Annotated in this window: 10 protein-coding genes and 3 pseudogenes; 12 read left to right on the forward strand and 1 reads right to left on the reverse strand. The window is 67.0% G+C overall.

All coding sequences use genetic code 11. The annotated features are described in order from the left end of the window. Positions 1 to 2,043: Tn3 family transposase (locus tag F3T56_RS44865; protein ID WP_149831221.1), on the forward strand; the 2,043-nt coding region annotated here is incomplete at its 5' end. Positions 2,044 to 2,285: 242 nt separating this feature from the next. After that, complete coding sequence (locus F3T56_RS44870) at positions 2,286 to 3,299, forward strand: DMT family transporter (RefSeq protein ID WP_149831222.1); 1,014 nt, start codon at positions 2,286 to 2,288, stop codon at positions 3,297 to 3,299. A gap of 488 nt (positions 3,300 to 3,787) precedes the next feature. Here the strand turns inward: F3T56_RS44870 and F3T56_RS49100 are convergent, their stop codons facing one another. Beyond that, positions 3,788 to 4,180, reverse strand: coding sequence for a hypothetical protein (locus F3T56_RS49100; RefSeq protein ID WP_246204787.1), 393 nt, complete (start codon positions 4,178 to 4,180; stop codon positions 3,788 to 3,790). Between F3T56_RS49100 and F3T56_RS49105 the strand changes: the two are divergent. The 10 genes and pseudogenes from F3T56_RS49105 to F3T56_RS44910 all read left to right on the forward strand — a co-directional run bounded on the left by F3T56_RS49105 (position 4,085) and on the right by F3T56_RS44910 (position 11,828). Next, a pseudogene (locus F3T56_RS49105) lies at positions 4,085 to 4,592 on the forward strand (iron-containing redox enzyme family protein). The gene F3T56_RS49100 and the pseudogene F3T56_RS49105 overlap by 96 nt on opposite strands. Before the next feature lie 27 nt (positions 4,593 to 4,619). After that, entirely contained in the window at positions 4,620 to 5,321 is a 702-nt protein-coding gene (locus F3T56_RS44880; RefSeq protein WP_149831223.1) for a 2OG-Fe dioxygenase family protein, read from the forward strand. 20 nt (positions 5,322 to 5,341) lie between these two features. Then, positions 5,342 to 6,265 (forward strand): diaminopimelate epimerase, encoded by a 924-nt coding sequence (gene dapF / locus F3T56_RS44885; protein ID WP_149831224.1) that lies wholly within the window; start codon positions 5,342 to 5,344, stop codon positions 6,263 to 6,265. Further along, positions 6,262 to 6,564 (forward strand): annotated as a pseudogene (locus F3T56_RS49110) (molybdopterin-dependent oxidoreductase); the annotation flags it as partial. The gene dapF and the pseudogene F3T56_RS49110, both read left to right, overlap by 4 nt. A gap of 112 nt (positions 6,565 to 6,676) precedes the next feature. Beyond that, positions 6,677 to 7,609, forward strand: a pseudogene (locus F3T56_RS49115) (molybdopterin-dependent oxidoreductase); the annotation flags it as partial. A 281-nt stretch (positions 7,610 to 7,890) separates the two neighbouring features. After that, positions 7,891 to 8,421, forward strand: coding sequence for a molybdopterin dinucleotide binding domain-containing protein (locus tag F3T56_RS49120; protein WP_246204786.1), 531 nt, complete (start codon positions 7,891 to 7,893; stop codon positions 8,419 to 8,421). Next, positions 8,418 to 9,407 carry an aldo/keto reductase family protein gene (locus tag F3T56_RS44895; RefSeq protein WP_149831225.1) on the forward strand — a complete coding sequence of 330 codons (990 nt, stop codon included), beginning with the start codon at positions 8,418 to 8,420 and terminating at the stop codon, positions 9,405 to 9,407. Before F3T56_RS49120 ends, F3T56_RS44895 begins: the two co-directional genes overlap by 4 nt. 46 nt (positions 9,408 to 9,453) lie before the next feature. Continuing rightward, entirely contained in the window at positions 9,454 to 10,581 is a 1,128-nt protein-coding gene (locus F3T56_RS44900; RefSeq protein WP_149831226.1) for an aminotransferase class I/II-fold pyridoxal phosphate-dependent enzyme, read from the forward strand. Continuing rightward, positions 10,578 to 11,510, forward strand: coding sequence for an ornithine cyclodeaminase family protein (locus tag F3T56_RS44905; RefSeq protein ID WP_149831227.1), 933 nt, complete (start codon positions 10,578 to 10,580; stop codon positions 11,508 to 11,510). The genes F3T56_RS44900 and F3T56_RS44905 overlap by 4 nt, the downstream gene beginning before the upstream one ends. Before the next feature lie 84 nt (positions 11,511 to 11,594). Continuing rightward, positions 11,595 to 11,828 carry a hypothetical protein gene (locus F3T56_RS44910; protein WP_149831228.1) on the forward strand — a complete coding sequence of 78 codons (234 nt, stop codon included), beginning with the start codon at positions 11,595 to 11,597 and terminating at the stop codon, positions 11,826 to 11,828. Positions 11,829 to 12,025 lie beyond the last annotated feature (197 nt).

The raw sequence follows: 12,025 nt of genomic DNA on the forward strand, positions 1-12,025 counted from the left end.
CCTGGCGGGTGGGAGAGGGAGGCGTCGCTGGATGACCTGCTGGCGCTGAAGAACGCCCGGGCTGCGATCGAGACGGCGGGCGGGTTCGAGGCCCAGCTGGCGGAGTTGGAGGCCCTGGACGCCTACCGGGGCAGCAACTACACGGCGCTGGTAGAGCGCTTCTTCAAGCCGGACCGGCCGACCATGTTCAAGATCGCCCGCCGTCTGTCGTTCACCGCGACCTCGACCGACCGCAGTGTGCTGGATGCGCTGGACCACGTCCTCGCTCACCAGCACCTCACCCGGCCCCTCGTGGCGGACACGCATCCCACCCACAAGGGCGAGAACGGGGAGTTGGTACGGCTGGACCTGTCGTTCGCGCCGAAGATGTGGCTGAAGACTGTCTACTCCCGTGAAGAGCCGGGGATGCTGGGCCGGCGCCATTTCGAGGCAATGGTGTTCGCCTGTCTCGTGGAGGAGCTGCGCTGCGGTGATGTCGCCGTGATCGGCGCCGAGGACTACGGTGACTGGACGCGCATGCTCCTGCCCTGGGAGCAGTGCGAGTCCAAGCTCGCGGGCTTCTGCGAGCAGGCCGTATTCCCGGCCACCGCGAGTGAGTTCACTGTTCGGCTGCGCGAGCGGCTCACCATGATCGCCGAGACTGTGGACGCCGGGTATCCGGACAACAAAGACCTCACCATCGACCCGGTCACCGGCGTCCCCTCCCTTGCCGTACGCAGAGCAGGCGAGCGCACCGCCTCCGCGGAGAAGCTGGAAGAAGCTCTCTCCGAGCGGCTTCCCGCCCGCAGTGTGCTGGAACATCTGGCGCGGGCGGCGCACTGGACGGACTGGTGGAAACGGCCCGGCCCGCGCTCGGGCAGCGAGCCGAAGCTGAAGGAGCCACTGCCGCGCTACGTGACCACCGCGTTCGTCTACGGTTCCGGGCTCGGCCCTGCCCAGGCGGTGCGCCACATGCGGGGCAGCGTGGCCGCGCACGAACTCGGCGCGATCGCCAAGCGCCACTTCACCATCCCGGTTCTCAACCGGTGCGGAGCCGACGTGGTCAACGCCCACGCCGGCCTCGACCTGGCGGCGGCGTGGGGTGACGGGTCGGTGGCGGCGGTGGACGGCACCATGATGGACACCGTCATCGACAACCTCCTCGCCGAGACTTCGATCCGCTACGGCGGCTACGGCGGGATCGCCCACCATCTCGTCTCCGACACCTACGTTGCGCTCTTCTCCCGGTTCATCCCCTGCGGAGTGTGGGAAGCCGTCTACCTCATCGACTCGCTCCTTGCGAACGAGTCGGAGGTCAAGCCGGACACCGTACACGCCGACACCCAGGGCCAGTCCTTCCCGGTCTTCGGGCTCGCCCACCTGCTCGGCATCGACCTGCTGCCGCGGATACGCAACTTCCAGGACCTCACCTTCCACCGTCCTGCTCCCCAGGTGCGCTACCGGCATATTGACGCGCTGTTCTCCGCCGACCCACGCACCTGCATCGACTGGCAGCTCATCGAGAACGGCTGGAAGGACCTCATGCAGGTCGGCCTGTCGGTACGGGAAGGCACCGTGTCCTCCGTCACCCTCCTGCGGCGCTTGAACAACCACTCCCGCAAGAACCAGATCTACCGGGTCTTCCGCGAGGTCGGCCGCGCCGTCCGGACGATCGTTCTGCTCCGCTACCTGTCGGACCCGCAGTTGCGGGAGCAGATCACCAGGGCCACGAACAAGGCCGAGGCATACAACGGGTACACGAAGTGGCTGCACTTCGGCGGGGACGGCTACCTGCGCTCCCGTGATCCCGAACTCCAGGAGAAAGCCGTCAAGTTCCTCGACCTGATGGCCAACAGCATCATCTTCTCCACCACGATCGACATGACCGACACACTGCGCCAGATGGCCGCCCAGGGCTGGGAGCTGAGCCCCGACGACATCGCCGCGCTCAGCCCGCACCGCAGGGACAACGTGCTGCGCTTCGGCGACTACGACACCGCCACCCTCCACATCCCGCCCGGCCCGTACGACAGCGCGCTTCGCCTTCCTGCGGATGGCCTCTGACGGTGCTTGAAGAACGCACAGGTCACACGAGGGGATCTGTCCCTGAGCGGTGGACAGGTCCCAGCCCATGCTGGGACGCCTGCCCTTTGCCGGGTAGGGTGATCACATGCAACTGTTTCTGACGCCTCCGCCGCCCGCCGCTTAAGGCGGGCAGTCATGCAGAGCCATCCCAGGGTTACCGGGGTGGCTGCGCGGGTTGCCCACGGAGACATCGTGATGGCAATCAATCGAGGAGATCTCAGTTGCAGTCCTCTTCTGCCCTGCCCGTTCGGCAGGGTGTTCTCTACGTCGCAATTGCGGCCACAGCATGGGGCACTGGCGGCGCAGTGGCCGCCGAACTGTACGACGTCGGCGGAATCGGCCCCATCTCCGTTTCCTTCTGGCGGTTCCTCACCGGGCTCGGGCTGCTTCTGTCAGCTCACCTGGTCCGACGGTCCCGGCGGCCGGAGACGGCGCTGTCGCTGCGCGCGACGTTCGCGGCGAACCCGCGGCGAGCCCTGATCACAGGCTTCGGACTGGCGGTGTACCAGACGGCCTACTTCGCCTCCGTGCAGCAGGCCGGACTGACCGTGGCCACGGTGGTGACCCTGGGCTCGGGTCCGGTACTGGTCGCCGTCGGAGCCCGGCTCACGCTGGGCGAGCGCACCGGCGCCGCCGGAACCGCCGCGGTGGCGAGCGGCGTTGTCGGCCTGGTGCTGCTGATGGGGGGCGCGGACGGGAGCACCGGTCCGGCTCCCCTCCTGGGCATCGGATACGGGCTGCTCTCCGCGGTCGGCTACGCGGGCGTGACTCTGCTGGGCCGCTTCTCCGGCCGAAAGAACGCCGGTGGCGCGTTCGAGTCCACGGTGACCGGCTTCGCGGTCGGCACGGTCTGCCTTCTGCCGATGGCTCTGCTGGAGGGCTTGCTGCCCGACATGGAGCGTCCGGCGTGGACCCTGGGCCTGATCCTCTACGTGGGCGCTGTGCCGACGGCGCTGGCGTACACGTTGTTCTTCGTCGGCCTCGGCGTCGTACGGGCGACCACGGCCTCCGTGGTCGCCCTGGTGGAGCCGCTCACCGCGGCTGTTATCGGCATCCTGGTGTTCGGCGAGCGGCTCAACGCGATCGTCCTCACCGGCACGGCCCTTCTGCTGTTCGCCGTTCTCTTCCTTGCCGCCGACGAGGGGGTAGGCCGAGCGGCTTCCCGAAGGACGCCCGACCCAGGTGCTGACCACGGTCAGCGCGCGTCGCATCCGGCCACGCGGACCAAGGACTGACGCCGAAGCACCATGCACAAGGCGGGGGGTGGGCCGTTGGGGCCCACCGCCCGCCTTTACTTACTGTAGCGAATGATGCGCATAGCGCCATCCATGTGCAGCAGACACTCGCCCCCGTACCAGCCCTGTCAAGCCCTCTCATCAGTCAACCTCTCGATGCGATGTAGATGCCTGAACAACAGAGAAGTTAGCGTTCCGCGGGTGGCCATGCCGTTGGCATGGAGAATCGGCATACGACAGGAGGCTGTGTGAGTACAGCTCACTTACTCGATCAGAAAACGGGCTTGGACGCCTATCCGGTGGTTGGGGAAATATCCTCGCTGCTGAATCGTTCCGCAGAATATCTTGACGCTTCATTGGCCCCGGGCGAGCGGGCGGATCTTCGTAAAGCCGTCAGCGAACTCAACGCGCAGTCCGCAACCGGTGATCAGGCAGCCTTCTACGGCCAGCAACTGCTGCTCTCCCGTATCTACGGGCTCTCGACGCAACTACCCGAGGCGCCCACCGCTGAGGGATCCGTGGTCGTCCAAGAGGTACTCCGCCTGCTCGAGCAGGCCACCATGGACGCCGAAGACGCCATGCTGGAGCCCGGCGCACTCGACGCCGCGCCGACGGAGCCCTCCGCGTTCCTCTCGTGGCTGAAGAAACTCGCCCGTGAACACCGGGTCTACAAGCACCCGTACTACCGGGAGTTCATCCGCAATCAGGCAACGGAAGGCGACCTGCGGAACTACGTGATCCAGGAATCGGTCGTCGACGGGCGATTCGACGATCTGCTCGCCATGATGCAGGTCGGCACCAGCGGCGCCGCGAAGATGGAGATAGCTGAAAACTTCTGGGACGAGATGGGAAACGGGGACCCGTCGCAGGTCCATACCCATCTCTTCAATCAGATCTTTCGGGTCTTCGAAATTCCCGCCGATGAACTGGAGCGGTCACTCACCGCCAACAACGCTTCTGTCCGGAAATCTCGCGGTGCTTCTCTGCCGGTACCGGCACCTGTACCCGGAAGCCGTCGGATTCCTTGGGATGACCGAGTGGCTGGCGCCCGACCGCTTCGTGCAGGTCGTGCATGCCTGGGAGCGGCTCGGGCTGCCCGACGTCGGCATCGTTTACCACAAGCTGCACATCACCATCGACTCCCGGCATGCGGCCGGCTGGTTCCACAACGTGGTTGTCCCGGCTGCCGAGTCCGAGCGCATGCGGCGCGCGATCGCCCGCGGAACGCTGTGGCGGCTCAACTCCTCCGCCCGCTACCTCGACGAACGCATGCCCGGTCTCGCCGCTCACTGACCGATCCGACAGTAAAGGCTCTGCGTCATGGCACTCGGCCCTCAAGGATTCTCGATCATCGATCTCCCTCCGGCCACACCGGAGATGCTCCAGAGCTACGAAGACCTCCCGCTCGACCCGTACATGGGCAACGGCACGCGTTTCAAACGGTTCGCCCAGTACCGGCTCACGCCGGAACCCGCACGCGACAAGGGCTGGCTCTACGAGAAGCTGGCGCAGCGTGACTACACCGCGTACAAGACGTTCAACAAGGTGGGCGGTGGTATCCGCCGCACGTACGAGACCATCCTCGCCGACTTCACACCGGTGATCACACTCGGTGCGGATGCGATCGGTCTGGACCGCGGTGAGGACTGGCAGATCAACGTTCACCAGAACCGCACCAGGGCCGACGGCCAGCGCCCCGGACCACTGACTCCGGAGGGTGTGCACCACGACGGCCACGAGTACGTCATGATCGCCGTACTGCGGCGGAACAACGTCGGCGGAAGCGAGACCCGTCTGTGGAAGCCGGGCGCCGACGCGCCGTTCTGGACGGGCACACTGGCGGCCGGACAGGCCGTCCTTCTGGACGGCAAGGCACTCCAGCACGACGTCACGGACGTGACCTCCGCCGACGGCGGGCCCGGCCACCGGGACATCGTGATCATCGCCTTCTCCCGCTGGAGGGACAAGTGGTACGGCGACGAGCACGACGAGGCGGCCCTCGCCAACCGCCCGAAGAACTGACCCGCCGTAGCCGTCAGCCCATGGTCGACTTCGTGAAGTACCAGGCGCTGGGCAACGACTACCTGCTCGTCGACCCCCGATGCGGCGATACGGCCCTCGGCCCCGAGCCCGCCCCTGAAGCCGTCCGCTTGCTCTGCGACCGGCACTACGGAGCAGGGGCGGACGGGCTGCTCCTCGGGCCGCTGGAATCCCCCAAGCCCGACACCCCAGTAGCGCTGCGCATCTTCAACGCGGACGGCAGCGAGTGCGGGATGAGCGGCAACGGACTGCGCATGTTCGCCCTGAGCCTCGCCGAGCACCACCTCGAGCAGTGGCGTGCGGGCAAGCCGTTCACGATACGGACACGAGGCGGCGACGCGGAGGTCCGGATCGTGGATTTCGCCGACGGCCTGGTGCGCGTGGGCATGGGGCTGCCGCGGTTCACCACCGTGGAGGGCGACGAGTACATCGGCATCGGTGGCGTTGCCGTCCCCCTCGCCGGTGAAGGGCGGGACGCGGCGGTCACCGTCACCGACCTGAGCCTGGGAGTTCCGCACACCGTCGTGTTCAGGGATCGGATCGACGGGGAACTGGCTCAGCGCCTGGGCCCCGCTCTGGCCTGGCATTCCCGCTATCCCGACGGCACCAACGTGGAGTTCGTGCGCGTACACGACGACCACACGTTGGATGCGGTGGTCTGGGAGCGTGCCGCCGGCCATGTACCCGCTTCGGGGAGCGGCGCGTGTGCCGCGGCGGCCGTGGCGCACGCGCGCGGCTTCGTCGGCCGGGACGTGAGAGTCCGCATGCCTGGCGGTGAAGTCCAGGTGAGTGTGGCCCGGGACGGCCAGGTCAGCTTGACCGGAACCGCGCGGGAGGTGATGCGGGGCGTCCTTTCGCCCTCGCTGCGCACAGAGCTGGCCGCTCGGCGCGCAGCGCCGGGGCCATCTGGAAGGGAGGGCACATGAGTGTCACGCAAGTCCCCGGAGCATGCCCGCTGGACTGCCCGGACGGCTGCAGCTGGCAAGTGACAGTCCAAGACGGTGAGGCCGTCGCGCTGCGCGGCACCCCGGACCATCCCTACACCAGGGGCACCCTGTGCGTGAAAGTCAACCAGTTCCTGGAGCACACGCGCGCGCCCGACCGGCTGCTTCACCCGCTGCGGCGCATCGGCCGCAAGGGCGAGGGCCGGTTCGAGCGCATCAGCTGGGACAGCGCCCTCGGCGAGATCGCGCGGCGGTTGAAGGAGACCATCGAACGTCACGGTGGCGAGGCGATCTGGCCGTACCAGGGCACCGGAACCCTCGGCTTTCTCCAGGGGCTTCAGGGGGCGGGCCGGCAGCAGGCTCTGGAACGTACTGGGTGCTTCGCGCCACGACATGACGATCTGCTCGATCGCCGGTCTCGCCGGACTCCAGTACACACTCGGCACCAGTACCGGGATCGATCCGGAGAATCTGGTTCATTCCCGGTTGATCCTGCTGTGGGGGAGCAATCCCCTCACGACCCACCGCCACCTGTGGAAGGTGATCCAGCGTGCACGGCGCGACGGTGCACATGTCGTCGTCATCGACCCGGTCCGCAGCCGCACAGCGGCCCAGGCCGACGAGCACATCGCGCCCCTTCCGGGCACGGACGCGGCGCTCGCCCTCGGTCTCATGCACGTGGTTCTCCAGGAAGGTGCCGAGGACCGGGAGTACCTGGAGACCAACACCGTGGGGTGGGAAGCGTTCCGGAAGAGAGTGCTGGAGTTCAGCCCGCGGCTCACTGCGCGGGAAACAGGGGTGGCTGAGGAGGAGATCGTCCGGCTCGGACGGCGTATCGCCAACAGCCGGCCCACCGCCATACGGGTGTCGCAGGGCATTCAGCGCCACGCCGGGGGCGGCACTGCCCTGCGAACTCTCGCCTGCCTGCCCGCCGTTACCGGCGACTGGCGGCGACCCGGCGGCGGTCTGCTCTACTCGACCGACGGCTACTTCGGCGGGAACCGTGAGGCCCTCTACCGGGACGATCTGCTGAGCCGTCCCGTTCGGAGCCTGTCCATGACGCGGTTGGCCGAAGGGCTGTTGGAGACGGACGATCCGCCTGTCGAGGCCCTGATCGTCTACGGCGCCAACCCACTGGCCAGTTCCCCCGATCAGAACCGAATCCGCCAGGGACTGGCCCGGGAAGACCTCTTCACCGTGGTCATGGATCACTTCCAGACCGACACCGCCGACTACGCAGACATCGTGCTGCCCGCCACCATGCAGCCCGAGCACCTGGACGTGCACGACGGCTACGGCCATCTGTACATCACCTGGAACGAACCGGCGGTTGCCCCACCCGGGGAGTGCCTGTCCACCACCGAGACCTTCCGGCGTCTGGCCAGGGCCATGAAACTGACGGAACCGGCGCTGTACGCCAGCGACGAAGAACTGGCGAGCGAACTCCTCGACTCACAGCATCCGTCCCTGGCCGGCATCACCGTGAACACACTGCGCGACAGAGGATGGGCGCGGCTCTCCTACCCGAAGGGGTACGTGCCCTTCGCGAACGGATTCCCCACCCCCTCGGGGAAACTCGAGTTCATTTNNNCTACCCGAAGGGGTACGTGCCCTTCGCGAACGGATTCCCCACCCCCTCGGGGAAACTCGAGTTCATTTCGGAGACCGCCCGGACGGACGGCTTCGACGCCGTGGCCGGATACATTCCGGCCACGGAGACCCACGACAGCCAACTGGCACAGTCCTTGCCCTTCGTCCTCCTCTCCGTTGCGAACCACTTCTTCCTCAACACCATCTTCGGGAACAAGCCGGCGCTGCGCCGCCGGGCCGGCCCGCCGTATGTGGTGCTGCACCCGAAGGACGCCGCGGCGAGCGGCATCGCGGCCGGCGACCGCGTCGAGGTGGCCAACAGCCGAGGCGCCTTCGATGCCTTGGCCAGGATCGACGACGTCGTACGCCCAGGAGTCGCCATGACGACCAAGGGCCACTGGCCCAAACTGACTGACGGCTCCGGCCCGAACGCCACCGTCGACGAACGGGACGCAGACATGGGCGGCGGAGCGGTCTTCCACGACAACCGCGTGCGGATCACGCCCCTGCCTCCGCGTGGGGACGACAGCAGTGAGGATTGCGGATGAAATTCCGACAACTGGGCCGTAGCGGACTTCAGGTCAGCGAGATCGCCTGCGGCAACTGGCTCACGCACGGCGCCCAGATCAACGACGACCAGGCCGTCCAGTGCGTCCACGCCGCACTGGACGCCGGAATCACCACGTTCGACACGGCCGACGTGTACGCGGGCACAGCCGCCGAGGCCGTACTCGGCAGGGCGCTGAAAGGCCAGCGCCGCGAGTCCCTGGTGATCTCCACCAAGGTGTTCTTCCCGACCGGTCCCGGTCCGAACGACGGTGGTCTGTCCCGCAAGCACATCACCGAGGCCATCAACGGCTCACTGTCGAGACTGGGCACCGACTACGTCGACCTGTACCAGGCACATCGCTTCGACCACCGGACTCCACTGGAGGAGACCCTCAAGACCTTCGACGACCTCATCCGGCAAGGCAAGGTCCTCTACATCGGCGTCTCGGAGTGGACCGCGGACCAGATCGCACGGGCCATGAAACTCGCCGGCGAACTGGGCCTGGACCAGTTCGTATCCAACCAGCCCCAGTACTCGATGCTCTGGCGTGTCATCGAGGAGGAGGTCGTACCCCTCTGCGAACGGGAGGGGCTCAGCCAGATCGTCTGGTCGCCCCTCGCCCAAGGCGTACTCACCGGCAAATACCTGCCCGGGCATCCTCCGCCCGCCGGATCGCGAGCCACGGACGAGGTGGGCTCCGGCTGGGTGAAGACCTTCCTGCGTGACGAAGTGCTCGAGAGGGTGCAGCAGCTCACCCCCATCGCTCAGGAACTGGGCCTGACCCAGGCTCAGCTCGCTGTCGCCTGGACGCTGCAGAACCCGAACGTCGCCGCGGCCATCGTGGGCGCCTCCCGGCCGGAGCAGATACGTGAGAGCGCGGAGGCTGCGGGCGTCCGTATCGACCCGGCGCTGATGCGTCGCATCGACACTGTCCTCGGCCCGGTCGTCGAACGTGATCCAGCCAAGGTGGACAGCGCCGAGTAGCGCCACCTCCCATGCGTTCATTCCGCCAAGTCCCTGGGGGATATCCATGACCTTCACCCCGTTCGAACTGCTGGAATGGCAGGGGCGACTGGGAGCCACCGCCACGTACAGCCTGGCCGACAGCGGCTGTCGGCCGATCCGGCTGCGCGACCTCGTGGACAGTGAGCAGTCCCTGAGTCGACTTCTCAACAGCGAGCTGAGCTACCCCCCGACATGCGGCACCGACCAACTGCGCGCGCAGATAGCGCAGTGGCACGCCGGGAGCGCGGACCATGCCTCGGAGGTCATCGTCACGGTCGGGGCGGCAGAGGCCAACACAGTCGCCGTCGAGACCCTCATCCGACCTGGGGACCATGTGGTGACCATGTCGCCCAGCTACCGTCAGGTCTGGGGTGCCGCCCTCAACCGGGGCGCCGTCGTCGAGGATTTCCCACTGGACCCGCAGCGTGGGTGGCGACCCGACATGGACGCGCTGGCAAAAGCGGTCCGCCCAGACACCCGAGCCATCTCGGTGACAACCCCTAACAACCCGGCGGGCACCATCCTCACCGAGGAGGAGATACAGGCGATCGTCTCCATCGCGGACCGTGTAGGCGCATGGATCCTCTCCGACGAAGTGCACCGCGGCACCGAACTCCACACCGATGAGGCCAGTCCCACCTTCTGGGGGCGGTACAACCGAGTCGTGTGCGTCGGTAGCCTCTCCAAGGCATTCGGCATGCCAGGTCTGCGTCTCGGTTGGCTGATCGCACCACCCACGCTCACGCCGCAGCTTCGCCAACGACACGAATACACCACCGTCTCCGCGGCCGGGCCGGCCATGGCTCTCGCGGAACTGGCGCTCACTCCCGTCACCCGCGCCCGGCTGCTGAACCGCTACCGCGGCTTCCTCCGCGAGAGCTGGACCCAGATGCAGCAGTGGATCGACTCCCACGACCAGCTGTTGTCGGCCGTGCCGCCCCAGGCCACCTCCCTGGCCTTCGTCCGCTACCACCTGGACCTGCCCAGCACCGAAGTCGCCGAGGCACTGCACGCCCGCGGCGGCGTGCTGGTCGGTGCCGGCGCCCACTTCGGAACCGAGCACCACCTCCGGTTCACCTACGGGCAGGAACCGGCCCAACTGGCAGCCGCATTGGAGAAGACCTCACACGTTCTGAAGGAACTGAGTGCGTGAACCCCACAGCACTGCCACTGATCGACGCCGACGAACTGGCGCGCCGCCTGCCCATGCCACAAGCCATCCAAGCAGTGGAACAAGCCCTGCGCGCAGGGCTGGACCCCGAAGCGGACATCCCCCGCACCGTGCTCGACGTCGACGCGGGCCAGCTGCTGCTGATGCCCTCCACGACATCCTCGTACACCGGAGTGAAGATCGCTGGAGTCGCTCCCCACAACCCCGCCCGCGGGCAGCCACGCATCATCGCCTCCTACCTCTTGATGGACGCGGCCACGCTCCGCCCGACAGCTCTGATCGACGGCTCCGCCCTGACCCTGCTGCGCACCCCCGCGGTTTCCGCCGTCGCCGTGGACCACCTGGCGGTCCCAGATGCCGAACGACTCGTCGTCTTCGGCGCCGGACCTCAGGCATGGGGCCACGTGGAGGCAATCCGGGCCGTGCGCCCCATCTCCTCGGTCGGCGTCGTCGCGCGTCGCCCAGAGCAGGCAGCGAAGCTGGTCGAGCGCTGCCAGAAGACCGACCTGGACGCAGAGACGGTTCCCTCAGAAGCCGTCGCGACCGCCGACATCGTGGCCTGCTGCACGACATCGCGTACGCCGCTGTTCCCGGCCGCAGCCGTCGCATCCAACACAGTCGTCGTAGCCATCGGATCTCACGAACCGACGGCCCGAGAGGTGGACACCGAATTCGTCGCCCGGGCCACAGTCGTTGTCGAAGCGCGCACCGCGGCGCTGAGTGAGGCAGGCGACATCCTGATTCCTCTGCGCTCCGGCGACATCGGTACGGAGGCGATAGCTGGCAACCTGTCCGAGCTTGTGCGCGGAGCCGTGAACGTCCGGCACCTGAGGCCGAAGCTTTTCAAGAGTGTGGGCATGTCATGGCAGGACCTGGTTGTGGCCGCCGCTGCCGTCGAAGGGCTCTCATAAGCACACAAATGTGGCCGGAATCTGATGCCAGTTGGCAGTCCTGCCGCTGTCGCCGAGTCGTGCCAATGACCAGGCATGGGAGCCATGAACAACACATTCGACACCGCCGTCCAGACCGTGATCACTCTGGCCATACTGGCAGTCGCGGTACTCCCCGCGATCATCGGGACCATCCGTGACCGCCGTATCAATGTCCAGTTACGAGACGCGGAGGAGGGACGGGACCGTCGCACCGGCGTCCTGGTCGTGTTCGACCTCGCTTACGGTCCGCATGAGGACAGGGTCTTCCGCGCGCATGCGGGCCGAAGCACCAAGTGATGGGGGACACGCCGTTGAGCTGGGCAGCACCCTGTACGGCGCCATCGCCTCACCACCGCCCTCTGGCAAGGCAATCGGGAAGGTCCAGAAGCAGTTACCCACAGTGACAAAGCATGAGTAGCTGATCCTCGATCTCGTCCACGATGTCCTCGCGGGCGTCGAGGTCGCCACTCTCGGCCGGTACGAGGTGCCCGCCG

Origin of the sequence: Streptomyces tailanensis (assembly GCF_008386495.1) — a bacterium.
Lineage (GTDB): Bacteria > Actinomycetota > Actinomycetes > Streptomycetales > Streptomycetaceae > Streptomyces > Streptomyces tailanensis.

Excerpts from the sequence above, each read along its gene's own strand:
- F3T56_RS49100 (WP_246204787.1), bottom strand. The coding sequence starts at position 4,180 with ATGGGTATGGACCTGCGACGGGTCCCCGTTTCCCATCTCGTCCCAGAA.
- F3T56_RS44880 (WP_149831223.1), top strand. The coding sequence starts at position 4,620 with ATGGCACTCGGCCCTCAAGGATTCTCGATCATCGATCTCCCTCCGGCC.
- dapF (WP_149831224.1), top strand. The coding sequence starts at position 5,342 with ATGGTCGACTTCGTGAAGTACCAGGCGCTGGGCAACGACTACCTGCTC.
- F3T56_RS44895 (WP_149831225.1), top strand. The coding sequence starts at position 8,418 with ATGAAATTCCGACAACTGGGCCGTAGCGGACTTCAGGTCAGCGAGATC.
- F3T56_RS44900 (WP_149831226.1), top strand. The coding sequence starts at position 9,454 with ATGACCTTCACCCCGTTCGAACTGCTGGAATGGCAGGGGCGACTGGGA.
- F3T56_RS44910 (WP_149831228.1), top strand. The coding sequence starts at position 11,595 with ATGAACAACACATTCGACACCGCCGTCCAGACCGTGATCACTCTGGCC.